Origin of the sequence: Haloferax sp. AS1, from assembly GCF_014530665.1 — an archaeon.
GTDB lineage: Archaea > Halobacteriota > Halobacteria > Halobacteriales > Haloferacaceae > Haloferax > Haloferax volcanii.
In genome coordinates this window covers 514,729-535,540 of record NZ_SPSA01000001.1, presented here as the reverse complement: position 1 = coordinate 535,540, position 20,812 = coordinate 514,729, and the positions used below count along the sequence as shown (strand labels likewise).

The 20,812-nt window shown below is 61.6% G+C and carries 26 protein-coding genes and 4 tRNA genes; 11 read left to right on the top strand and 19 right to left on the bottom strand.

Features of this window, described 5'->3' with window-relative positions:
- Nucleotides 1–108: 108 nt before the first annotated feature.
- From E4P24_RS02975 to E4P24_RS02965, 3 genes are all read right to left on the bottom strand, one after another.
- A complete protein-coding gene (locus E4P24_RS02975; protein WP_223173870.1) occupies nt 109–504 on the bottom strand; it encodes a hypothetical protein in 396 nt (131 codons plus the stop codon).
- Nucleotides 505–676: 172 nt separating this feature from the next.
- Nucleotides 677–751 (bottom strand) — tRNA-Ile (locus E4P24_RS02970).
- 97 nt (nt 752–848) lie between these two features.
- Nucleotides 849–921: transfer RNA gene (locus E4P24_RS02965), tRNA-Asn, on the bottom strand.
- A 136-nt stretch (nt 922–1,057) separates the two neighbouring features.
- Between E4P24_RS02965 and cca the strand changes: the two genes are divergently transcribed.
- Complete coding sequence (cca, locus tag E4P24_RS02960; protein ID WP_188148095.1) at nt 1,058–2,443, top strand: CCA tRNA nucleotidyltransferase; 1,386 nt, start codon at nt 1,058–1,060, stop codon at nt 2,441–2,443.
- On the opposite strand, the gene E4P24_RS02955 is transcribed toward cca, so the two are convergent.
- The 4 genes from E4P24_RS02955 to E4P24_RS02940 form a co-directional block, all read right to left on the bottom strand.
- Nucleotides 2,422–3,435 (bottom strand): histone deacetylase, encoded by a 1,014-nt coding sequence (locus tag E4P24_RS02955; protein WP_188148094.1) that lies wholly within the window; start codon nt 3,433–3,435, stop codon nt 2,422–2,424. The two genes, cca and E4P24_RS02955, sit on opposite strands and share 22 nt — an antisense overlap.
- Nucleotides 3,435–3,866: a histone gene (locus E4P24_RS02950; protein ID WP_004970449.1), complete on the bottom strand. Its 432-nt coding sequence runs from the start codon at nt 3,864–3,866 to the stop codon at nt 3,435–3,437. The genes E4P24_RS02955 and E4P24_RS02950 overlap by 1 nt, the downstream gene beginning before the upstream one ends.
- 199 nt (nt 3,867–4,065) lie before the next feature.
- Nucleotides 4,066–5,538 carry a single-stranded DNA binding protein gene (locus E4P24_RS02945; RefSeq protein ID WP_115802171.1) on the bottom strand — a complete coding sequence of 491 codons (1,473 nt, stop codon included), beginning with the start codon at nt 5,536–5,538 and terminating at the stop codon, nt 4,066–4,068.
- A gap of 188 nt (nt 5,539–5,726) precedes the next feature.
- Nucleotides 5,727–6,236, bottom strand: coding sequence for a hypothetical protein (locus E4P24_RS02940; protein WP_004065245.1), 510 nt, complete (start codon nt 6,234–6,236; stop codon nt 5,727–5,729).
- 147 nt (nt 6,237–6,383) lie between these two features.
- On the opposite strand from E4P24_RS02940, the gene E4P24_RS02935 reads away from it, so the two are divergent.
- Nucleotides 6,384–6,456, top strand: a tRNA-Arg gene (locus E4P24_RS02935).
- A gap of 170 nt (nt 6,457–6,626) precedes the next feature.
- Here the strand turns inward: E4P24_RS02935 and E4P24_RS02930 are convergent.
- Complete coding sequence (locus E4P24_RS02930) at nt 6,627–7,310, bottom strand: rhamnogalacturonan acetylesterase (RefSeq protein ID WP_115802169.1); 684 nt, start codon at nt 7,308–7,310, stop codon at nt 6,627–6,629.
- Nucleotides 7,311–7,474: 164 nt separating this feature from the next.
- Nucleotides 7,475–7,702, bottom strand: coding sequence for a hypothetical protein (locus E4P24_RS02925; protein WP_115891382.1), 228 nt, complete (start codon nt 7,700–7,702; stop codon nt 7,475–7,477).
- Nucleotides 7,703–7,846: 144 nt separating this feature from the next.
- Here E4P24_RS02925 and E4P24_RS02920 point away from each other — a divergent pair, with 144 nt between their 5' ends.
- On the top strand, nt 7,847–8,458 hold the full coding sequence (locus E4P24_RS02920; RefSeq protein WP_115802167.1) for a DUF309 domain-containing protein: 612 nt from the start codon (nt 7,847–7,849) through the stop codon (nt 8,456–8,458).
- A 43-nt stretch (nt 8,459–8,501) separates the two neighbouring features.
- Here the strand turns inward: E4P24_RS02920 and E4P24_RS02915 are convergent, their stop codons facing one another.
- Both E4P24_RS02915 and azf read right to left on the bottom strand, forming a co-directional pair.
- Complete coding sequence (locus E4P24_RS02915; protein WP_115802166.1) at nt 8,502–8,711, bottom strand: hypothetical protein; 210 nt, start codon at nt 8,709–8,711, stop codon at nt 8,502–8,504.
- Between the two features lie 143 nt (nt 8,712–8,854).
- Nucleotides 8,855–9,643 (bottom strand): NAD-dependent glucose-6-phosphate dehydrogenase, encoded by a 789-nt coding sequence (gene azf / locus E4P24_RS02910; protein ID WP_004065250.1) that lies wholly within the window; start codon nt 9,641–9,643, stop codon nt 8,855–8,857.
- A 101-nt stretch (nt 9,644–9,744) separates the two neighbouring features.
- On the opposite strand from azf, the gene E4P24_RS02905 reads away from it, so the two are divergent.
- The 3 genes from E4P24_RS02905 to E4P24_RS02895 all read left to right on the top strand — a co-directional run bounded on the left by E4P24_RS02905 (nt 9,745) and on the right by E4P24_RS02895 (nt 11,079).
- Nucleotides 9,745–10,086 (top strand): dihydroneopterin aldolase family protein, encoded by a 342-nt coding sequence (locus E4P24_RS02905; protein WP_115860447.1) that lies wholly within the window; start codon nt 9,745–9,747, stop codon nt 10,084–10,086.
- Entirely contained in the window at nt 10,083–10,553 is a 471-nt protein-coding gene (locus E4P24_RS02900; protein ID WP_115802164.1) for an NUDIX domain-containing protein, read from the top strand. Before E4P24_RS02905 ends, E4P24_RS02900 begins: the two co-directional genes overlap by 4 nt.
- Nucleotides 10,554–10,641: 88 nt before the next feature.
- Nucleotides 10,642–11,079 carry a DUF5790 family protein gene (locus E4P24_RS02895; protein ID WP_115802163.1) on the top strand — a complete coding sequence of 146 codons (438 nt, stop codon included), beginning with the start codon at nt 10,642–10,644 and terminating at the stop codon, nt 11,077–11,079.
- 38 nt (nt 11,080–11,117) lie between these two features.
- Here the strand turns inward: E4P24_RS02895 and E4P24_RS02890 are convergent, their stop codons facing one another.
- The 5 genes from E4P24_RS02890 to E4P24_RS02870 all read right to left on the bottom strand — a co-directional run bounded on the left by E4P24_RS02890 (nt 11,118) and on the right by E4P24_RS02870 (nt 15,709).
- The gene (locus tag E4P24_RS02890; RefSeq protein ID WP_188148093.1) at nt 11,118–11,840 is read right to left on the bottom strand and encodes a creatininase family protein; all 723 of its coding nucleotides are present in this window, start codon (nt 11,838–11,840) and stop codon (nt 11,118–11,120) included.
- A gap of 44 nt (nt 11,841–11,884) precedes the next feature.
- A complete protein-coding gene (locus E4P24_RS02885; RefSeq protein ID WP_188148092.1) occupies nt 11,885–13,822 on the bottom strand; it encodes an ABC transporter ATP-binding protein in 1,938 nt (645 codons plus the stop codon).
- 62 nt (nt 13,823–13,884) lie between these two features.
- Nucleotides 13,885–14,769 carry a NosD domain-containing protein gene (locus tag E4P24_RS02880; protein ID WP_115802160.1) on the bottom strand — a complete coding sequence of 295 codons (885 nt, stop codon included), beginning with the start codon at nt 14,767–14,769 and terminating at the stop codon, nt 13,885–13,887.
- 132 nt (nt 14,770–14,901) lie between these two features.
- Complete coding sequence (locus tag E4P24_RS02875; RefSeq protein ID WP_004044418.1) at nt 14,902–15,171, bottom strand: hypothetical protein; 270 nt, start codon at nt 15,169–15,171, stop codon at nt 14,902–14,904.
- A 40-nt stretch (nt 15,172–15,211) separates the two neighbouring features.
- Nucleotides 15,212–15,709, bottom strand: coding sequence for a DUF192 domain-containing protein (locus E4P24_RS02870; RefSeq protein ID WP_188148091.1), 498 nt, complete (start codon nt 15,707–15,709; stop codon nt 15,212–15,214).
- Between the two features lie 93 nt (nt 15,710–15,802).
- Here E4P24_RS02870 and E4P24_RS02865 point away from each other — a divergent pair.
- Nucleotides 15,803–15,876 (top strand) — tRNA-Val (locus E4P24_RS02865).
- Nucleotides 15,877–16,135: 259 nt separating this feature from the next.
- On the top strand, nt 16,136–16,393 hold the full coding sequence (locus E4P24_RS02860) for a hypothetical protein (RefSeq protein ID WP_188148090.1): 258 nt from the start codon (nt 16,136–16,138) through the stop codon (nt 16,391–16,393).
- Between the two features lie 418 nt (nt 16,394–16,811).
- Here the strand turns inward: E4P24_RS02860 and E4P24_RS02855 are convergent, their stop codons facing one another.
- A complete protein-coding gene (locus E4P24_RS02855; protein ID WP_223173868.1) occupies nt 16,812–17,423 on the bottom strand; it encodes a site-specific integrase in 612 nt (203 codons plus the stop codon).
- A 294-nt stretch (nt 17,424–17,717) separates the two neighbouring features.
- On the opposite strand from E4P24_RS02855, the gene E4P24_RS02850 reads away from it, so the two are divergent.
- Complete coding sequence (locus tag E4P24_RS02850; RefSeq protein ID WP_188148088.1) at nt 17,718–18,107, top strand: hypothetical protein; 390 nt, start codon at nt 17,718–17,720, stop codon at nt 18,105–18,107.
- Nucleotides 18,108–18,109: 2 nt separating this feature from the next.
- Nucleotides 18,110–18,427, top strand: coding sequence for a hypothetical protein (locus E4P24_RS02845; protein WP_188148087.1), 318 nt, complete (start codon nt 18,110–18,112; stop codon nt 18,425–18,427).
- 111 nt (nt 18,428–18,538) lie between these two features.
- On the opposite strand, the gene E4P24_RS02840 is transcribed toward E4P24_RS02845, so the two are convergent.
- Entirely contained in the window at nt 18,539–18,979 is a 441-nt protein-coding gene (locus E4P24_RS02840; protein ID WP_188148086.1) for a hypothetical protein, read from the bottom strand.
- Nucleotides 18,980–18,982: 3 nt separating this feature from the next.
- Nucleotides 18,983–19,318, bottom strand: coding sequence for a hypothetical protein (locus E4P24_RS02835; RefSeq protein ID WP_188148085.1), 336 nt, complete (start codon nt 19,316–19,318; stop codon nt 18,983–18,985).
- A 522-nt stretch (nt 19,319–19,840) separates the two neighbouring features.
- On the opposite strand from E4P24_RS02835, the gene E4P24_RS02830 reads away from it, so the two are divergent.
- Nucleotides 19,841–20,809, top strand: a complete 969-nt coding sequence (locus E4P24_RS02830; RefSeq protein WP_188148084.1) for a hypothetical protein — start codon at nt 19,841–19,843, stop codon at nt 20,807–20,809.
- The last annotated feature ends 3 nt before the right edge of the window (nt 20,810–20,812 follow it).

Here is a 20,812-nt window from a genome sequence, read left to right as displayed (position 1 = left end):
TACGTCCGCGATTTCGGACGATGAGCGTTTTCCGACGCTCATTCGTCTCTCCGAGAAACCGCACGCGCGGCTGGTGAGTCGTGAGCGCCGGGGGCGCGAGTGCCCGCGTTACTCACGCGAACCCCCGTCTGCGCGGATGAAATCGCTCAGACGGCACTGGGCCTTACCGCCGCTCGTTTTCGGCCGGCGGCCGCCGGCCTCATGCGGACCGGCTTCCGGGTCAGGGGCAAGCCCCTGCTTCCGGCCGCTCCGGGCGGACTGGGACCCGCCCTCCGCTGTTCCGGTCCTTGCGGTGGTTTCTGCGGCCAGTTGGTGTGCCCACAGGAGCGAGGTGAGTCGGTGGTCCCGAATCTCGTCCTCGATGGCGGGGATGCGCGCGCAGTCCTTGCACTCGCGCATCTTCGCGGCGCGCTCAGCGTGGTCGACGAGACACCACGCTTTGCAGCTGCCGCAGACGTAGCGGACGTACCGCCACAGGTTCGTCTCTCGACGAGCCCGCGACATCTACCGAACACCCCCGGCTAAAGTTATCGCCCGACCGCGAGCCGGTCCGTAAGCAGAGCTTATGGAATTGGGATTTTCGGGCGTTTTGAGATTTCGCTGAAACGGCGAATTTAGGCGCGTTAGGGTCCGTAGCCGACCTTTTTCATCAGCAACGAAACGACTAAAATTATTATGGGCCCCATGGGGTTCGAACCCATGACCACCCGGTTATGAGCCGAGCGCTCTGACCAGACTGAGCTAGGGGCCCTCGGCCGATTCTTTCCCGTCGTCCCTCTTATGTCTTATCAGAAGCCGTCGCCGACGAACCGGAGACGAACCGCTCGTCGGGATGAGAAACGGAGAAGCGCCACCGCCAGGACTCGAACCTGGGACAACCTCGTTAACAGCGAGGTGCTCTACCAACTGAGCTACGGCGGCTTTCGTCTGCACTCTCTCGTATTCGATGTTTCTTGATAGGGCTTTCGTTTTTAACCGACGGCTGGCGGATGCCACCGCCTGACGCGGTCGCGAGCGCACCGTCACGCTTTCGCCCGCCCGCGGGAAACCAGCGGGCATGACGAACTCGGACCTCGCCGCGGTCGTCGCCGCGGTCCGCGAGCGCATCGACCCCGACGAGGCGGAGCGTCGGGCGCTCGCGGACGCCGCGGCGGCCCTCGAATCCCGCGTGTACGACGCCCTCGCGGACCTGCCGGTGGACGCCGACGCGCTGCAAGTCGGCAGCACCGCCCGCGGCACGTGGCTCTCGGGCGACCGCGACATCGACCTGTTCGTGCGCTTTCCGGCCGACCTCGACCGCGAGGAACTCGAAGCGTACGGCCTCGAAGTGGGTCACGCCGTCCTCCCCGACGGCCACGAGGAGTACGCCGAACACCCTTACGTGAAAGGCGACTACGACGGCTTCGACGTGGACCTCGTCCCCTGTTACGACGTGCCGTCCGCCTCGGACATCCGCTCGGCGGTCGACCGGACGCCGTTTCACAACGCCTACCTGACCGAGCGCCTCGACGACGACCTCGCGGCGGACGTTCGCGTCTTCAAGCGCTTCCTGAAGGGTATCGATGCCTACGGGAGCGACCTCCGAACCGAGGGGTTCTCGGGTTATCTCGCCGAGCTTCTCGTCGTCGGACACGGCGGCTTCGAACCGCTGCTCCGGGCGGCCGCCGACTGGAGCCCGCAGGTCGAGTTCGACCCGGAGGACCACGGGACACGGAGTTTTTCGGACCCGCTCGTCGTCATCGACCCGACCGACCCCGAGCGGAACGTCGCCGCGGTCTGCTCGGCGGAGAACGTCGCCCGACTCCAGCACTACGCCCGCGACCTGCTTTCCGACCCGCGGGAATCGCTGTTCTTCCGGCCCGACCCGCGGGCGCTCGACGCCGACGGCGTTCGGAGCCACCTCGACCGCCGCGGCACCACGGCCGTCGCCGTCGTCTTCGACTGCCCGGACCTCGTGGACGACCAGCTCTACCCGCAGCTCAGGAAGTCGCTGACCGGCGTCGCCGACGGCCTCGACAGACGCGGCTTCGACGTGTTCCGGCGGGCGACGTTCGCCGACACCGACACCGACGGCGAGGGGCAGGGCGAAGCCGTCCTGTTCGCGGAACTCTCGGTGGCCGAGCGCCCGACGGTCGAGCGCCACGAGGGGCCGCCGGTCCACGTCCGCCAGCACGCTGAGGGGTTCTACGGCGCGTACGAGGACGGCGACGACCACTACGGGCCGTTCCTCGACGGCGACCGCTACGTGGTCGAGCGCGAGCGCGAGTTCACCACGGCGACCGACTTCCTCGAAAGCGACGCGCTGTTCGACGTGGCGCTCGGAAAACACGTGGAATCGACGCTCAAAGCAGACGGCTACGACGTGCTCGTCGGCGACGACGTGCCCGCGCTCGCTGAGTCGTTCGGTCCCGAGTTGGGTCGCTACTTCGCGCCGAGGCCGTGAGCGGCGCGCACGTCATCGACTAGTTCGACGTTCTTCTCGTCGGGGTCTTCGTCGGGGTCCATCGCGATGCGGCCGTCGAACGTCTCGTGGACGGTTGCGACGCCCTCGGAGAGCGTGTCGAGGCCGTAGCCGCCTTCGAGGACGAACGCGATGGCGGTGTCGGTCGCCGCACAGAGGTCCTGCACGCACTCGGTGAGCATCGCGTACCCCTCGGTCGAGACGCGCATCCGCGAGATGGGGTCGTGGCGGTGGGCGTCGAAACCGGCGCTCACGATGAACAGGTCGGGGTCGAACCGCTCGACGGCGGGCGCGATGGCCTCGTCGAACGAGTAGACGTAGTCGGCGTCGCCCGCGCCGGCGTGGAGCGGGACGTTGAGAGTCGTCCCCTCGCCGTCGCCCTCGCCGGTCTCTTCGACCTCGCCCGTACCGGGGTAGAGGCCGTCCTCGTGGATGGACGTGTAGAACACGTCGCCGCGGTCGTAGAAGATGTCCTGCGTGCCGTTGCCGTGGTGGACGTCCCAGTCGAAGATGGCGACGCGCTCGGCGAGGCCGTCGTCGATGACCGCCTGCGCGGCGACGGCGGCGTTGTTGAAGAAGCAAAAGCCCATGGCGTCGTCCTCGACGGCGTGGTGGCCCGGCGGCCGACCGAGCGAGAACGGGGTATCGCGACCGTCGTCGCCGTCGAGCGCGGCGCGGGCGGCCCACTCCGCGAGGCCGGCGGAGGTGAGCGCGGCGTCCCACGACGCCTCGACGGCGACGGTGTCGGGGTCCCAGTTGCCGCCGCCGTCGGAACAGAAGTCGCGGAACTCGTCGACGTAGCCGTCGTCGTGGACGGCCGCGACGGTGGCTTTCTCGGCGGGCGGGGCGTCAACGTACTCGACGCCGTGGCGCTTCGCCAGCCCGCGCCGGATGGCACGGAGTCGGTCGGCCGTCTCGGGGTGTCGCGGCCCGGTGTCGTGGTCGAGACACGTTTCGCTGTAGCCGAATTGCATTATTCGAAGAGGGAGAAGTAGGTCTCGATGTCCTCGGATTGGACCGTCCGCCGGTCGGCGTGGTGGGCGAGTTTGACGGCGGCACCCGCCACGTTGACGGCGTAGTCTTCGAGGATATCGGCCAGGGCGATTCGGGCGTCCATCGCGACCCGGTAGCGGTCGTCGATTCGGAGGCGGGCGATGCGGTCGATGGGGGCGATAGGGAGGGAGAGTTCGTCGCGGTCGACGACCTGTTGAACGCCGAAGTCCTCGGCCATCAACGTCTTGCGACCGTCCGCCGTCGCCCGGTCGGCGGCGTCTATCGCGAGTTCCGCGCCGCGGTCCTGAATCCGGCGGGCGAGCGCCTCGGCGGCGCCGGCGCTCACTCGCAACTCACCTGCGTTCTGCCGGATAATCGCGTCTACCGGGGCGAACGGTAGCTCGACACTCATACCCACATATCGGGTCCGTGCGGCGTATAATCCTTTCCGTCGCGGCCCCTTCTGTATTTTATCGCACGGAGCGCTCCCGAGCGGTCGGATTTCGCGCCGAAGAGCCGCGAAAACCGGGCGAACGATGAGTCAGGTTCGACGGCCCGCCGACGGCGGGGCGGTGGGTGACCGGCGACCGGCGACCGGTGGTCTATTCGTCCTACTGCTGTGCGCCAGTGTGGACTTCGACCGACTCGGCGCTGATGCGGCCGTCGGTCTCCGTCCCGGAGACGGTCACCTCGTCGCCGAGGCCGAGGTCGGCGTCGGTGTCGACGGTCTTGGTCTGCGTGCCGTCGTCGAGGATGACCGGCGTTCCGGCCTGTACGACCGTCCCGGTGAACTCGACCGCCTCGCCGGCGGACTCGGCCGCGGACGCGTCCGACGAGGACCCGCCGTTCGCGGCGGACGTGTCGTCGGACGACCCGGACGAGCCACCGGACGACCCGTCGCCGGAGAACGCGCCGAGGCCTTGGTCGCTGGGCGGCGTCGGTGCCGACCCGCCGGCGTCGGTGCCGGCCGCGCCCTCGGGTGCCTCGTCCATCACGGCGACGGACGACCGCCAGCCGGCGGAGGCTTCGAGGTCCTCCTGCCAGCCCTCTTTTATCTCCGCGTCGGTGATGACGACGTAGTCCGCGAGGTCCACGTCGGCGTCGGCTTTCTCGCCCCAGAGGGCGACCCGGATATCGCCGGTGCCGTCCTTGACGCGGATGTTTCGGACCTGCCCCTCGGAGCCGTCGTCGCGGTCGAAGGTGCGTTTCCCGTCTGCCTCGATGACGCCGCCGGCGATGTCCACCGTCTGACCGAGTTCGAGCGAGCCGATGTCGGTCGTCTCGGGGACGTACTCGATGTCCTCGTCGATGGGTTCGACCGCGCCGCGGGAGCCGACGTGGAGTTCGAGCGAGCCGTCGCGCTCGCGGACGTAGCCGTCGACGACCTCGACCGACTGGCCGGGTTCGAGTTCTTCGGCGAGGTCCGCCCGCTCGTCCCAGAGCGTGACGCGGACGCGACCGGTCGGGTCCCCGACCGAGAGGTTCGAGACGCGGCCCTCGGTGCCGTCGTCGCGGTCGAACGTTCGCACGGTGCCGGCGTCGAGAATCTTGCCTTCGAGGTTCACGTCCGAGAGGCCGAGCGCGAGGTCCTCGACGCGGTAGCTATCGAGCACCTGCACGTCGACCTCGGCGTCGAGGTCCTCTTCGACCTTGCTGGCGCTGACTTCGACGCCGTTGTAGCCGTCCTTCGGGCGACCGCCGATGCGGAGGACGGTGCCGACTTCGAGATTCTCCTTCGCGCCGGCGGCCATCTCGTCCCACAGCGAGACGCGGATGCGACCGGTCTCGTCGGCGACCTCGATGTTGACGACCCGCCCGTCTTCGTCCTCGCCGTCGCGCTCGAACGTCCGAACCTCGCCGATGCTGACGACCTTGGCGAGGAACTTCACGTCCTCCATGCCGGGTTCGATGTCGGCGATGCCGTTGACCTCCTCGTCGCGCAGTTCGTGGGCGATGAGCATCGCCGCCGTCTCCTCGTCGGCGAGGCCGCCCATCTGTTCGACCTTGTCGTTGACCGCCGCTTCGAACTCCTCGAACTCGACATCGGTGTCGAGGTCGTCGTAGACCTCCCGGATGACGCCCATCAGGCGTCACCTCCCGGAACGAAGCGCGCGCGTCGCGGCAGACCGAGCGTCGTACTCATACTATGGACGAACAGGGAAGGGCGGCGCTTAAGCGTTGTTTTCCTCCGAATTGGACCGCCGAACCGACCGCGCGAATCGAGCGACATAACGGGGGTGGTCGCGGCCCCGGATTTGAACCTTCGGACGCCTCAGGCGTCCATATCGATGCGGGCGACCTCTCGACGACCGTCCGCGTCGTCGTGGACGACGACCGCCCGGCCGGGGAGGCCGCTTTCGAATCGGAGCGTCGCCTCGTAGCCGCGGACGACCGGCGATTCGGCGCAGTTCTCCGCGTCGGCTCGCTCGACGGTCTCGACGACGAGCGTGGCCGTGTCCGACGCCGCGTCGTAGTCGGCGCGCGCGAGTCGGGCGATAGAACAGTCGGTCGCCCCCGTGACGCACCCGACGACGGAGACGCCGGTTTCGGTCTCGGACGCGAGCGCCCCGCCGTCCGCCGAGCAGGCGTCGGCGCGGACGGGCGTGAACGACCGCCCGACGAGTCGCGGGCGGCGGGGCGTCTCCGTCGCCGTCGGCGACGCGGTTCCGGTCTCGGTGCCGGTGCTCGCCGTCGACCCCTCCGCCGCGTCGCCGCCGCTCGCGCACCCCGCGAGCGAGGCGCACAGCCCGGCTGTTCCGAGGAGGAGCGCGCGTCGATTCACGTGCGAAACTAGGCCCGCTCGCGAAAAAGTCCTTGCGTACGACACGCACACCGACGCCCGCCTCGTGCCGTGGTCCCGCGGTTCACTGGGAGTTCACATCGTAACCGTCTTAAGTAACCGTCGAGTACCGAAGGATGCAGCAAGACAGTCCTGATAGGGTAGTGGACTATCCTCCTGGCTTGCGGAGCCAGGGACCGGAGTTCAAATCTCCGTCAGGACGTTTCTACGAGGAACTACACGACGAGCGAAGCGGTCTGTCTTCACCGAAGCTCTGTGGACGTTTCTCTTTGGACCCGACCTTCGAGAGCCTTCTGCGCTCTCGGGGCGGTACACCGTCTCTCCGGAGACCTGAACAGCGAGCGATATCGTCGCGACCGGGTTCACCGCTCGTCAGGACTCGACGTGGGCGGCCAGTCCGAGGTCCAGTTCTGCGACCCCGCCGAGCACCACGTCGGCCATGCGGCGCGCCCCGTGCTCGCTGAAGTGCGTGTCGTCAGCGATTCCCTCCGGATAGTTCGAGTGTTCGCCCGGTTCGAGGTGGTTGTAGAGCGCCGTCGACGCGTCGGGGCCGAGTTCAGCCAAGAGCGCCCGCGTTCGCTCGTCCGTGTCGATGAGCGGCACGTCGCGGTCGAGCGCGACGGTTCTCGTCAGGTCGGCGTACGCGCGGTGGGTGTCTTTCGGGACGCCGCCGTCGTCGAACTGGCGGCGCGCGATGGGCGTGAGCAACACGGGCGTCGCCCCCTGTTCGCGCGTCTCACCGACGAACTTCCGGAGGTTGTCGACGAACGCCGCCTCGGTCGTGTGCTGTTCTTTCGACGGCACCTCGTCGTTGTGGCCGAACTGGACGAACACGTAGTCGGTCTCGGTCAACTGGCGGGCGACGGGACGCCAGCGACCCTCTTCCAGAAACGTGCGGGTGCTGCGACCGTTTCGGGCGTGGTTCGCCACCGTGACGGCGTCGTCGAAGCGGTCGGCAAAGGGCATTCCCCACCCGGTCTCCGGGCGTTCGTGCGCCCCCTTGTCGGCCATGGTTGAATCCCCGACGAGATGGACGGTAATCGACTCGGACGACATTTCGATAGCGCTCGTCCGGGCGACGTATAGTGACACCGGTCGGGTCAATCGACGGAAAAATCAGCTCCTAACCGTCGCTAACGGGTGCCTACCCGCCGGGACGTGGCGTTGGACCGACCGACGGAGCGCCGAGCGCACTCGGCAGTCCGGACCGAAAAACGAGCTTACGCCTCGTCGTACGGCGGTTCGAGGCCGGGCGACCGCTCGTCGTCCTCGCGGCGGCGGCGGACCGACGAGGTCGTGCGCGACCGCTGCGGACGGGGGCGAGGCGTCTCCTCGGACCGGGGCTTCGCGGCCCACGACCCGTGGCAGTCCCGACAGTAGTTGCCTTTGTACGCCCGCGTGAACAGATACTGCTCACCGCAGCGGATACAAACCGGGGACTGGGTCATCGTTCGACACCTCGGACGAGGGTTTCGAGGGCATTCATGTGCTATCATACCTCATATGTTCCCGAGAGGGATAAGTATGCAAGCCCTACGCCGCGGGAGCGCGCCCTTCGCGGAATCTTTACTCGTGGACAGCGAACGGTTCGCATGGACGATTCGCTTCGCGCAGGCGTCGCCATCTACAACGCGGGCGCGTACCGGGCGGCCCACGGCGCGTGGGAGTCAAAGTGGCTGTCGCTCGACCGCGGGGGTGACGACGAGCGGTTTCTCCACGGGCTTATCCAGTTCACCGCGGCGGTCCACCACGCCCGCGACGGCAACGACTCCGGCGCGGTCGGCCTCGCTCGGAGCGCGCGGGAGTACCTCGACGGCCTCGCAGACGACTACCGCGGCGTCGACCTCGCCGGCGTTCGAGAATCTCTCGCGCGCCTCGAAGCCGACCCCGGCGTCGCCGCCGACCCGCCCGCGCTCCGACTCGACGGCCGGGTCGTCACGTACGACGACCTCGATTTCGACGCCGTCGCGGTCGCGGCCGAGACGCTCGCGGAGGAACTGGACGGCTACGACGAGTCGGTCGTCGCCGACGCGGTCGGGTACGCCCACGAAGAGGTCGCCGACGGGGAACAGACGCAGTTCACGGCGATGGTGTTCGACTTCGTGCGGAACGAAGCCCAGCGCGGACTGGTGTTTCAGCGATTGAGCGAGCACGTCCGCCGGCGGCGACGCCGCGAAGACGACGTGAGCGGCCTGTTCGAGTGAGCAAAGAGGGGAGTCGTCGAACGTCGCTGGAGGCGAGACCGTCTCAGAAGTACGCCTTTCTGATGACGAACAGGAGCCAGACGACCGGGGCGAGGGCGAGGAGCAAGCCGACGATGCCTATCAGATACTCCCCTTCGACGAGTCCGCGCGCCCATCCTCGACCGAGGTGGAAGACGAACAGGGAGCAGACGAGTAAAACCGCGTCGCGGAGCGACACTCCCGCGTCCTCCGCGGTGGAACCCAGTGGCGTCATTACGTCCACCGACGTGTCGTATTTCTATAAGTTTTCCCCCGGCACGTTCGCGCGTCTATACCCGGCCGGGTCACGCGACGGGCTAGCCGAAGAATCGGAATCGGGGTTCGACGGGGCCAAACGTCGGAGTTCCGACGCCGCAATCAGGCTTCGTCCAGCGGTTCGCCCTCGAAGGTGAACTCGGCGGAGTTGTCCTGCGGGTCGTAGCCGAGCACCGCCCGAGCGCGGTCGATGGAGTAGTACTTACGGTCGTTGTCGGAGATGCCGTAGACGATTTCGTAGTCGTAGTCGGCCTCGATACAGCACTCGAAGAGATGCCCGCAATCGCGGTACGACAGCCACATCGCCTGCCCGCGTTCGTACTCCTTCGGCGGATGGTGCTGAGTGAGGTTGCCGATGCGGACGTTCACGACCGAGATGTCGTGGTGGTCGTGGTAGTAGCGGCCGAGCGTCTCGCCGGCGGCCTTGCTCACGCCGTAGAGGTTACTCGGGCGCGGTAGTTCCGTCCCGTCGAGTCGGAACTCGTGGTGCGGGCGGTACATATCGGGCGTCCGGTCCGTCGTTTCGTACGCCCCGACCGCGTGGTTCGAGGAGGCGAACGCGAACTTCTCGACGCCGGCGTCGACCGCGGCGTCGAACATCTGTTGGGTGCCGTCGATGTTGTTCCGCAGGACGCTGTCCCACGGCGCTTCGGGACGCGGGTCGCCCGCGAGGTGGATGACGGCGTGGACGCCGTCCATGGCGTTTCGCACGGCGGTCTCGTCGGTGACGTCGGCGACGTACACCTCCGTGGAGTCGACCGAATCGGGAATCTTCTCGTCGGAGAGTGGCTCGCGGTCCAACAGCCGCCAGTCGTAGGCGTCGCCGATGTGCCCTAGTATCGCCTGGCCGACGCGCCCGCCAGCCCCCGTCAGCAAAACCGGCTGGTCCATTCGGTGTAACGTCCGGCGAGGGAGGCTAAGTAAGGACCGGTTCGCGCTCGCTGGACCCTTCGGACCGCCGAACTTTAACCCGGAGCGACGGTGTTCCCGGTATGGTCACAGACCCGCAGACGGCCTGCTTCGAGGCGGGCATCAAGTTCGGGACGCTCTATCACCAGTTCGCCGGCACGCCGGTTTCGCCCGACAGCGCCCGGAGCCTCGAACGGGCCATGGCCGAGGCCATCGAGAACCAACCGCACTGCGAGTCGGTCTCCGTCCACATTCTCGACGACGCGCTGGACGCCGAACTCGCCGGGTCGACCGCCGACTACACGGAACTCACGGGGCGGTTCATGGAAGTCGAGATGGAAATCGACTACGAGGGCGTCCGCGTCCGGACCGAAATGGAGATGGAAGACGGCTACCCGCTGATGAAGCTCGTGTCGGTCGAATGACCCGCCCGCGAAGCGCCGCCCGCGGACTCGTCGTCCGCGACGACGAACTCCTCGCGATTCAGTACCGCACCGACGGCGAGGACTGGTACGTCGCGCCCGGCGGCGGCCAGCAGCGCGGCGAGTCGCTCGCGGAGACGGTCCGCCGAGAGGTGTACGAGGAAACCGGCTACGAGGTCGCCGTCGGGTCGCTCGCGTACGTCAGGGATTTCGTGCCCTCGACGCATTACGAAGATAGAGACGACGACGGCCATCAAGTAGACCACTTCTTCTGGTGCGAGCGAGTGGGAGACGAGCCGGACGACCCGACGGAGCGCGATTCGGTCCAGGTCGGCGTACGGTGGCTCCCCCTCGACGAACTCGGGGAGGTCCGGTTCTTCCCCGGCCCGCTCGGTGACCGACTCCGGAGCGGCGACTCCGACGAGATGGGCGACGCACGCGGCGCGGTCTACCTCGGCGACGTGGACTGAGAATCCGCCGGCGACGACTCCGGAGTCGTTCGATTTCACTTTCACTTTCGGGGTCGTTTTTAAACCCCCGCGCGCCGAACGTGTGAGCATGAGTCAAAGCACGCTCGGCGACGACGACCTGTTCGGAGAGGCGGCGGCGGAGATGCGCGCCGACGTCGAGGAACATCTCGGCGAGGCCCGGTCGGCGCTTCCCGACCCGGACGACGTGTGGGAGGCCGACGCCGACAACGTCCTCGGCGTCCTCAACGGCCTCCGCTCCTCGCTCGACGTCGAGGGCGCGGCCGAGCACGTCCGACAGGCCAAGAAGTGGTACGTCATCGGCCAGCGCGCCGAGGCGTTCGACGACCCCGAGGACCTCGAAGCGGCCATCGAAGAGCTCGAAGCACTCATCGAGATGGTCGAGGAGGCCCACGAACTCGTCGGGGAACTCACCAACACGATGCCGCAACTCCGCGGCGCGCTCACCGACGCGGCCGAGGCGGCGGAAGTCGCCAGCTCGGACGACGAAGACGAAGAAGAGGAGTAATCCGTAGACCGGCTCGCCGGTCCGCGTCCGCGGGCCGTTCAGTCGAGTTGCCGGCTTTCGACCGCGTCGAGGAGCGACGCGAGCGAGTCGGCCGCGAGCGATTCCAGTTCCGCGCCGCGGTCGGCGTTGCCCTCGGCGGGGTCGCCGACGACGCCGTTGTCGGTGAACTCGTCGGAGTCGTGGGCGAGGTTGACGCCCGAGACCCACTCGCCCCAGCGGTCGGACCCGCCCGCGCGGGCCTCGTCGATTCGGTCCTCGCGAACCAGTTCCGGATGCGTGTGGCGGAGGAGTGCGGTTTCTAACGGGCCGCCGTGGCCCATGTCCGAGGAGTGGTCACCGACGGCGTCGAACCACGTGAACGCGACCGCGTAAACGTCGCCCGTCCGCGAGACGCGCCGACAGAGCTCCGCGAGCGCGTCGATGTTGCCGCCGTGGCCGTTGACGACGACGACGCGGTCGAAGCCGTGGTGGGCGAGCGATTCGATTGTCTCGCGGACGTACGCGCGGAAGGTGTCCGGCGAGACCCACAGCGTGCCGTCGAAGGCGCGGTGTTCCTCGGCGACGCCGACCGGGATAGTCGGGCCGACGACGGCCTCGCCGTCGAACGCCTCGATACCGGCCTCGGCGACCGATTCGGCGTTGAGCGCGTCGGTGCCGAGCGGCGCGTGCGGGCCGTGCTGTTCCGTGCTTCCGACCGGGAGGACCGCGAGGTCGGCGTCGAGGTCCGCGATTTCGGTCCAGGTGGCCTCGGAGAGTCGCATGGCGACAGAAGGGACGGCCCCGCCCTTAGTGGTGGGCGCTTCGCTCAGTCGTTGCTGGCGTCGACCTCGGCCTGCCGGCGGGCGGCGCGCTCGACGAACTCGTCGGGGAGTTGGTCGATTTCGCCGGCCTGCACGCCCCAGAGATGGGCGTAGAGGCCGTCTTCCGACAGGAGGTCGTCGTGGGTGCCGCGCTCGACGACGCGGCCGTCCTCGAGGACGAGAATCTGTTCTGCGTCCTTGATGGTCGACAGGCGGTGGGCGATGCTGAACGTCGTCCGGTCGGCCGTGAGTTCGTCAAGCGAGCGCTGGATGAGCATCTCCGTCTCGGTGTCCACGTCCGAAGTCGCCTCGTCGAGGACGAGGATATCCGGGTCTTTCAGGATGGCGCGAGCGATGGAGACGCGCTGGCGCTGGCCGCCAGAGAGCTTCACGCCGCGCTCTCCGACTTTGGTGTCGTAGCCGTCGGGGAGGTTCGAGATGAACTCGTGGGCCTCGGCGGCCTTGGCGGCCGCGACGACCGCCTCGTCGTCGGCGTCGAACGTCCCGTAGGTGATGTTGTCGCGGACGGTCCCGTAGAACAGGAACGTCTCTTGGCTGACGTAGGCGATGGACTCCCGGAGGCTGGCGATGGTCACGTCGCGCACGTCTTGGCCGTCGACGCTGACGCGCCCCTCGTCGGGGTCGTACATCCGCATCAGGAGCTTGAGAATCGTCGATTTCCCCGCGCCGGTGGGCCCGACGAGCGCGAGCGTCTCGCCGCCGTCGACCTCGAAGGAGATGTCCTCGACGACGGTCTCGCCGTCGCCGTAGCCGAAGGTCACGTCGTCGTACGCGACGCGGCCCTCGGAGACGGCGAGGTCGGGAGCGTCGGGCTGTTCGGCCAGCCGCGCGGGCTCGTCCATCAGGCCGAAGATGCGGGCGCTGGAGGCGTGGGCGCGCTGGTACATGTTGATAATCTGCCCGAACTGAGCCAGCGGCCAGACGAACTGCTGGGTGAGCAGGATGAACGTGACGAACTCCCCGATTTCGAGGTCGCCGGTGAAGGGGCCGGGGCCCTGCCCGTTGATGACCCACAGGCCGCCGACGACGAAGGTGAGCGAAAAGCCGATACCGGCGAGGATGCGGAGCGCGGGGAAGAACTTGATGCGGGTGTTGATGGCGTCCCAGTTGGCGTCGAAGTAGTCCATCGAGACGCCGTCGACGCGGTCGGACTCGTGGGACTCGGCGTTGAACGTCTTGATGACCTGAATGCCGCCGAGGTTGTTCTCCAGCCGGGAGTTGAGCTTGCCGACCGACGAGCGCACGTCGGCGTACTTCGGCTGGATGATATCGACGAACTTCCACGTGAAAAGCGCGATGAGCGGGACCGGCAACAGGGCGACGAGCGCGAGCTGCCAGTTGTACGAGAGGAGGACCACCGCGATGGCGACGACCATCACGAACAGGCGGAAAAAGGAGTTCATCCCGTCGTTGAGGAACCGTTCGAGGCGATTCACGTCGTTCGAGAGGATGGACATCATCTCGCCGGTCTGCTTGTCGGCGAAGAAGTCCATGTTGAGCAGCTGCATCCGGTCGTAGGTGTCGGTCCGAACGTCGTGTTGAATCTGCTGGGCGTAGGCGTTCCATCCCCAGTTGCGGAGCCAGTGGAACACCGCGCCGGCGGTGAAACTGAACACGATGATGCCGACCGCCAAGAGGAACTGGCCGTCTCTGGTCGCCGGGACGTACGGGGTAATCCACGCCTCGGGGAGGACGGGGAAGCCGGCCGCGAACGACGTCTCCTGCCGGATGATGGCGTCGATGGCGAGGCCGAGGATGACCGGCGGCATGAGGTCGAGCACGCGGGCGGCGACGCTCGCGAGGACGCCCACGACGAACTCGAAGGTGTTCTCGCGGCCGTACTCGGCAAACAACCGCCGCATCGGGTTGTCGACCCGCTCGCGTTGGTCCTCGAACGGGTCGTCGTCGGTTTCAGGGGACACGACAACCGTTCAGGGGGCGCTCGCAGTAAAGTACTCGGGTGAGGGAGCGAGCCGCCGGTAGCTCAACAGGAGGCGTTCCGAACCGTGTTCCTGCTCGAACCGCCGGATTCGACGACCGGCTGTTGGCTGACGCCGCAGAGGTCGTTCTGGGTGAGTCGGTTGCGGTGGGAGTCCTCCAGTGTGACGCCGTGAGCCAAGAGGCCGGTCGTCACGACGTTCCTGTGAATCGCGTTACGGTCGCTTCCAACGAGTTCGAACCCGGCGATGATGATATCGACCTCGTTCTCGACGAAGCGGTTTCGGTGGCTGTCGCGGAGTTGGAAGCCGGGACCTTCTCCGTCGACGAGATTCCGTTGGAAGCTGTTTTGCGTGCTCCCGTACAGCGAGACCTGGATGGTATCGGTTCTAAACTCGGAGTCGACGAACTCGTTTCGGTGCGAATCCGTGAGCGTGAGCACGACCGGACTGACGAGCGTACACGACTCGAATCGGGTTCGCTCAACTCGGTCGAGAATCACGCCCCTGACGCTCGGCGTGAAGAAACTCGTGTTCGTCACCGCACAGCGCGAGGAATCCGCGAGGACGAACTGTGGTCTCCAATCGTCCGGATAGCCAACGACCTGCGAGTCGGCAATCGTCACCCGGCTCGAATCGGTGATTCGCCCGCCCTTCGTCAGCACGATGTTGGTTATCGAGACGCGACTGCCCGAAATCGTCGTCTCACCGTTCACGGCGTAGCCCCGGCCGTCGACACGGACGTCGTCGGCGAGAATCTCCAGACAGTCGAGGTTTTCGTCGAGGGAGTACCGCCCCGACTCGGTGATGCTCGCACATCCCGAAAGCAACTCCTCGTCGGTCCGAGGTTGCAACACGCCCGGCGCGAGCGCCGGCAGCGCGGCGAGGCCCAGCCCCCGAAGCGCTCTTCTCCTCGTGAGTCGAGTCGACATGACACCCGTTCAACTACAACACGTCGGCACAAATACAGATATTGTGAGATGCATACCAACTACGTATCAGTATTCGTGACGTACTGCAACGCCGACTGGTAGGCGAGTCGGACGCGTCGTCGCGCTTGGCGCTCAGACGACTCGGTCTTCGACCTCGGGGTCGACGCCGGCCTCGACGAGGTCCTGTCGGACGCGCTCGCGCAGCGGGTCGGGAACCGTGTCGCGGCCGACGGGGACCGCGACCTCGCCGTCGCCTTTCACCTTCCAGTAGAGGACGCAGTCGGACGGTTCGTAGTACTCGATGCTGTAAGCGTCGTCAGCCCCGCGGTAGTGGACCCGCGCGGCGAACTCCTCGGCGCGCCAGCCTTCGAGTTCGGAGAGCGCCGCGACGTGTGCTGTCATGGTCGGGTCAACGGTCGCCGGCCCTTCGGGCGTTTCGCTTCTACTCGACTTCGACTCGGTCGCCCGCGTCGATGCCGGTCTCGTTCGTGTAGCCGTAGGGGAGTTCGAGGACGTACTTCCCGGTTCCGCGGTAGCGGGTGAGGTCGGACTCGCTCGTCCCCTCGGGGTCGAGTTCGGCGTGGTGGATGCGCGTGATAGTGCCGTTTTCGGCGACGAAGACGATGTCCAGCGGGAAGTCCATGTCGCGCATCACGTAGGCGTAGGTGCCCGAGGAGTCGTGGACGAACCACATCCCCTCGTTTTCGGCGAGCGATTCGGTGTCGCTCAGGCCGGTAAAGCGCTTGGCGCGGGTGTCAGCGACGCGGGCGTCCACGGTCGCCAGGGTCTCGTCGGTCTCGTCGTCGACGACGGTGAGCGTGGTCCGTTCGTAGCCGTCGGTCGAGCCGGGGACGACCGCCGGGTTGGTGAGGTACGCGACGCTCGCGACCGCGACGACGACGACGGCGACCAGCAGGGCAATTCGCGTACGAGATGTCATTGCCGGACGTGACGGTCGCCGCGGGTCTAAGGGTTCCGGGGACCGGTCGAAACGAAAACCGTTATGAGCGCGAACCGGTTCGATTGAGGTGCAGGGCTCGTGGTCTAGTTGGTTATGACGCGGCCTTTACAAGGCTGAGGTCGGTGGTTCGAATCCGCCCGAGCCCATTTCGAGCCCGGTTGATTATAATCGACATACGGCGTGGACTTTTCTTAAACAGATTAACGGTCTTTTCTGCTGATTTGAACATCTGTGCGGGTGGTCATCAACGCTGTAATGCGTTTTGCGCTAGATACTATCCTACCTTGAACAATAAAACTAGGCTTCAAAATAGTATGAGGAAAATTTGGATATTCGATGTCTTTATCTATGTCAAACTAGACGAATGTCTAGTTTTAATACTACTGCGAGCGTGCGTTACTACGTATGACTGATTCTAAGACTGATTCGAAAATCGAGGAATTGGAAGAGAAAATAGAGAACTTAGGTTCTCAATCTGAGTCTGCGCCAAAAGTGGAGATAGCCACAGGTGGGTCTGGAATGATAACGACTGGTGGGACTGCAATTTCAGTGGAAGGGCGCACGACCGACACGACAGAGGATGTTAAAAATATAGCAATAGAAGCCTTCGCTTCGGTACTCAGTGAAGAGTCGAAAAATGTGTGGAGGCAGGATAACCGATGACGTGGACTCTTCGTGTGAACGGCTTTCAATCGTTTCTTCTAATTGCACTATTTGCGGCTTACCAAATCACCGGATTTCAACCGTTAGGAATCGCAATAGCGGCGTTCTTAATCGGCGGAGCATTGGTATTTCCACGATATCATGTGATACCGGCTGGACTGGCTGTTTTTCTGGTACACGACCTGTACCCGGTGTTTTCCGTCGAATATATCGGTGCAGTGTTGTTGTTTGGATACTGCTTGTTGGTCTTGTTGTGGATGCCGCTCAAACTGACGGTCTATGGCGTAGGGCTAGGGTCAATGATAGCGTACACAGTTTGGACAGACGTGATTGTAGACGTGTATCTTAGAGAAACAATGGAAAAATTGAGAAAGAAGTATAAACGCCTGTCTCGGTGGATTTGGTACGGGTACTGAATCTATTCTAAGCCGATTTCAATCATTTCTTTAGCCGTGTCTTCAGGGTTCGCTCGTCTCAGGTATGGAAGTGCAGACTGAAACGAAGACCATCCCATTTGGTACAGCACGATATTGATATCTGCATCTAGTTCGTTGATGAGTCTGTTAGCGTGATATCGGCGCATATCATGTGAGGATACGTACTTCCACCGTTCATCTCCTGTGTCTTTGTATCGAGCTTGTGCAAGCTTCTTGACGACATTCCTTGCAGCGGCTGACGATAGAGACCCACCGTTTCGAGACTGTAGAAGATAGTCGTCTGAACCAAGTTCTCGATTCTTAGCTTCGATTGCGGCGTTTTGATACACTTGTTTTGGAACCCAGACTTCACGTTTTGCTTGAGCAGTCTTCGTGACTTCTTCACCGACACGAACAAAGTAGCGTTTCTTACCATCTATCTCACGCTCAAAGAGGTCTCGAACACGAAGGGTGCGAATTTCACTGATTCTCAATCCACACAGTGAACCAAACTGAATAATCAGTCTGTCTCTGTTCGACGTTGCTTCCATCTCCAAATCATCTCGTTCCGACTCACTCAGCCAAATCGACTTTTCTGATTGCCTTTTTTGCATATGTGTTTAAATAATATATTTAATATGTTAAACAACTATCGGTGTCTTATAAGTATTCGATTGTTCAGAGAATTCGGGGAAGATTGATTTAGTGTGAAGGTACGTCTATTCGGTCGAAATCAGGGGTTTGGAGCAAAAATTAGAGTGTTCAGGGAGAAGGTGGTTGCGATAATACATATTATCGTTAGTTCAGCGTATTATCCATCCTGCTTACACCTTGTCGTGGGATCTTGTAATAGACGACACAGAGAGTTATGCCAAGTATTTATTAAATCCCATAGACAAGTTTCGAATATGGTAGACTGGCAAAGAGGCGAACCCCAGCCATCTCTGCGTGATAGGATAGTCCAACTTTTGAAAGATAATCCTGAAAAAATCTGGACACCAGCAGAAGTTCGAGGCGAAATATACCCGGAGATTGAATGGCCGTCTTCAGATGAGATGTCTACTGAAGAGCAAACGTATCAATTAATCGGCGTTGCTCAGAAGAACGCTGTAGCTCACTATACTATGGAGACGTTGGTCGATGAGGGTATACTGGAAAAACGTGAATTTAGAATCGACAAAATAGCGGAGGTAACAATCAACGAAGACGAGTATGAACAGGTTCGTGAAAGATTGCCTGATGACGTGGATGTGTATGAGGACAGAATCTATTACCGGCTGAACAAAGACTCACTGTAGGTATGGCTCTCCCGAGTTGGACTGTTTCAGGCGTGCTTGCTCTCCTTCTTGGCTTGTATGTCGCCAACCACGTTAGAGGTGAAGAACACGGTGCAAACCAGCCACAAGACCCAAAGACAAAGCAATTCATCAGCAAAGACAACGACTTCTGGCGGTGGTTACTAAGTGGGGTTGCTATAGCTGGCATTACGGCGTACTTTGTCCCCAAAGTCACTCCGACTGTTAATACTGCTCTCCAAAATACATCACCTCTCGGAAAATTGCTCCTTGGAGTCTGGGGATTGATTATGCTGAAAGGAATTTACAAAAAATTTGGCTGAAATTAGTGCGCCTTGTGCTAACCGCCTTGTATACTGAAAATCACTGGGCTGAACTGTTGAGTGTCTCCAAGAAGGTGGGTTTGCGCCATCTGAAAAATTCATAGAACCTAATCAAACCAACACAGAATCAATGAGTTGTGACAAAAATCCAATAACGAGAAAACTGAGACCGAGACGGCGAATATGCTTTTCAGTCCAGTTCTCAATCCAAGTCTGGATATCCTCTGTCGCTAGACGGTGTTGGTCTGTTTTCCGAGTTGCGTGGACGACAAATCGGCTCAGACCGATATTTCCAAACACAATCTCTCCGTCTATTGGTTCCAGATTCTTTTCCTCTAAAATGTCGATTAGGTCACTGTACGCTTTGTGTTCAGGAGATATCTTCACACCACTCGGTCTCCTGCTCTTCAAATCACGTTTCAGACGCTCTACGTGACTTAATCGTGGTGAATAGTATGCAAATTCATCTCTCAAATCTGGGAAATCAGCGGCCAGAATCACAACTGCTCCAACCAAGTCTATGACTAAGCCAACAGTGGTTAAGATAGACATGAGCTAGTTGATGCGCTGATGGACTTTGATTAAAAACCCAGTCAATGAAATAACTCCAGCTAGTTCAAACAAGAGTAGCGTGTGGTTTGCAAAATAAATCATAACGTCTTCTAAGAGCGTGAAGCCGTATGCTTCGGAGAGAACAGCACCAAAGGCAAGTAGCAGGGCAGTTGCTACTAGAAGGATTGTAAAATATCGTAGTTTCGACGGTCCCGGCGGAATATCCATTCTAACCCTCAATTTCTCCCCCCAGTCAGTTAAGTTGTAAGATGGTATAGTCTGTTTCAATGATATTTGACCAACTTCCCCCTTCTCTGCTGTTGATACTGACCGAATCATCTCTTCTCGTCGTTGGCTACGTGAGCGAGAAATACTACGTCTCTCGAATGACTTCATTCGCTAACGCTATCGCATTGACAATCCACGTCTTGTCCATCGAGCAAGTCGGAATTTGGTTAGGGCTATACGTAGACGTTGGCGTTGCTATTGGTATCGTCGGTCTGATCGCTTATTGGTCCAACACAAAGCTTCCAAGTTGGTACTATGATATATCGTATCTACTCTACTCGTCTCTAAACGTCGGTCTTGTGATTGCTCTCAGCTCAACTTCTTTCTTGATGGCACTCGTTGTTGGAGCCGTCTTACAAGTAGTCATAATGATGTTTTCCGGAGATACACAACTAATTCACAGCGGTCAATACTCCGGAGCAGTCAAGAAATTTCATCAGCAAAAAAGGCGGTTTGGAAATCAGGTAATCGACCTGTCTGGGTATTTCTATTAGATACTGAGCGTTCGAAGTCACGGTTAAATTCCAAGAGGCGACTAAGGGATATTTCCGAGAGAAAACTGAACACCCCTACATGTACCAAGACGAAGCAGAAGTCTTTCTCAAATCTACTGAAGGAACTGGTGATTACACATTTGAAGTCACTCTCAGAATCACTGCATATTTTCGAGGAGACAACCTAATAGATGAAAATACATTGGCGTTTCACTGTGATCCGATTGGTTCAAACTATAACTCATCATTTCTTCAGGTCACATTCGACGATTGGTCGAAAGTAGTCGCTATACGTGATTTCCTCGCAGACTGCTTCTCAGAGGAAGTCATCCGAAGACAAGCGATGACAGTCGATATTGAGGATGGTATCTCGTCGATCACACCATGGAATCAATCACCTAATGAGAAGGAAGGATTAGAAGAGATGACAATTCAAGTCGAAGATGACCGAATAGAATTCATGCGGTCGGGGACTGTGTTGCCATACATATTCACCTACGAGGAGAGTAACGACGGTGGCAAGGATAACAGAAACGCTGAGAAGTTGCTAAATTTCTTCGACAAGATCATTTCTCTACATCCAGACTTTGACCCAGACATTGAGGGCTCAGAGAATCCAGGTTTCGAACCGCTGTTCGACCAGCATCGAGTCCAAAGTCTCCTTAACGAAGTTGTCAGTTCAGAATCGGACCTTTTCTGTGACTATCAAAAAGCCGTTCGGGAGTTCGAGGACGAAGAATACGGAGACACCATCCGAGACCTTGGTCGGGCTGCGGAGAAACTGATCGAGATACTTTCCGTCGAGATATACGACGAAGAGGATTTGTCAAGTAATATGGCCGGCAGGCTGAATAAGCTAGATAAAACCGAAGAGGGGCTGCCATCACTCATCGGCAAGACCATCTCACCTCTATGGTGGCTGCGAAACCAAATTTCTCATGCTAATGAGTATGAAATCACCGAGGAGGAGGCGCTTTACGCCTTGCTTTGTTTCCAGATGGCATCGGAGAAGTTGATTGGTGGATTCCTCAACAAACGACAACAATAGGGA

Bases quoted from the DNA above. Each gene is read 5' to 3' on its own strand.
- E4P24_RS02975 (WP_223173870.1), bottom strand. From the start codon at position 504: ATGTCGCGGGCTCGTCGAGAGACGAACCTGTGGCGGTACGTCCGCTAC.
- cca (WP_188148095.1), top strand. From the start codon at position 1,058: ATGACGAACTCGGACCTCGCCGCGGTCGTCGCCGCGGTCCGCGAGCGC.
- E4P24_RS02955 (WP_188148094.1), bottom strand. From the start codon at position 3,435: ATGCAATTCGGCTACAGCGAAACGTGTCTCGACCACGACACCGGGCCG.
- E4P24_RS02950 (WP_004970449.1), bottom strand. From the start codon at position 3,866: ATGAGTGTCGAGCTACCGTTCGCCCCGGTAGACGCGATTATCCGGCAG.
- E4P24_RS02945 (WP_115802171.1), bottom strand. From the start codon at position 5,538: ATGGGCGTCATCCGGGAGGTCTACGACGACCTCGACACCGATGTCGAG.
- E4P24_RS02930 (WP_115802169.1), bottom strand. From the start codon at position 7,310: ATGTCGTCCGAGTCGATTACCGTCCATCTCGTCGGGGATTCAACCATG.
- E4P24_RS02925 (WP_115891382.1), bottom strand. From the start codon at position 7,702: ATGACCCAGTCCCCGGTTTGTATCCGCTGCGGTGAGCAGTATCTGTTC.
- E4P24_RS02920 (WP_115802167.1), top strand. From the start codon at position 7,847: ATGGACGATTCGCTTCGCGCAGGCGTCGCCATCTACAACGCGGGCGCG.
- E4P24_RS02915 (WP_115802166.1), bottom strand. From the start codon at position 8,711: ATGACGCCACTGGGTTCCACCGCGGAGGACGCGGGAGTGTCGCTCCGC.
- azf (WP_004065250.1), bottom strand. From the start codon at position 9,643: ATGGACCAGCCGGTTTTGCTGACGGGGGCTGGCGGGCGCGTCGGCCAG.
- E4P24_RS02905 (WP_115860447.1), top strand. From the start codon at position 9,745: ATGGTCACAGACCCGCAGACGGCCTGCTTCGAGGCGGGCATCAAGTTC.
- E4P24_RS02900 (WP_115802164.1), top strand. From the start codon at position 10,083: ATGACCCGCCCGCGAAGCGCCGCCCGCGGACTCGTCGTCCGCGACGAC.
- E4P24_RS02895 (WP_115802163.1), top strand. From the start codon at position 10,642: ATGAGTCAAAGCACGCTCGGCGACGACGACCTGTTCGGAGAGGCGGCG.
- E4P24_RS02890 (WP_188148093.1), bottom strand. From the start codon at position 11,840: ATGCGACTCTCCGAGGCCACCTGGACCGAAATCGCGGACCTCGACGCC.
- E4P24_RS02880 (WP_115802160.1), bottom strand. From the start codon at position 14,769: ATGTCGACTCGACTCACGAGGAGAAGAGCGCTTCGGGGGCTGGGCCTC.
- E4P24_RS02875 (WP_004044418.1), bottom strand. From the start codon at position 15,171: ATGACAGCACACGTCGCGGCGCTCTCCGAACTCGAAGGCTGGCGCGCC.
- E4P24_RS02870 (WP_188148091.1), bottom strand. From the start codon at position 15,709: ATGACATCTCGTACGCGAATTGCCCTGCTGGTCGCCGTCGTCGTCGTC.
- E4P24_RS02860 (WP_188148090.1), top strand. From the start codon at position 16,136: ATGACTGATTCTAAGACTGATTCGAAAATCGAGGAATTGGAAGAGAAA.
- E4P24_RS02855 (WP_223173868.1), bottom strand. From the start codon at position 17,423: ATGCAAAAAAGGCAATCAGAAAAGTCGATTTGGCTGAGTGAGTCGGAA.
- E4P24_RS02850 (WP_188148088.1), top strand. From the start codon at position 17,718: ATGGTAGACTGGCAAAGAGGCGAACCCCAGCCATCTCTGCGTGATAGG.
- E4P24_RS02845 (WP_188148087.1), top strand. From the start codon at position 18,110: ATGGCTCTCCCGAGTTGGACTGTTTCAGGCGTGCTTGCTCTCCTTCTT.
- E4P24_RS02840 (WP_188148086.1), bottom strand. From the start codon at position 18,979: ATGTCTATCTTAACCACTGTTGGCTTAGTCATAGACTTGGTTGGAGCA.
- E4P24_RS02835 (WP_188148085.1), bottom strand. From the start codon at position 19,318: ATGATTCGGTCAGTATCAACAGCAGAGAAGGGGGAAGTTGGTCAAATA.
- E4P24_RS02830 (WP_188148084.1), top strand. From the start codon at position 19,841: ATGTACCAAGACGAAGCAGAAGTCTTTCTCAAATCTACTGAAGGAACT.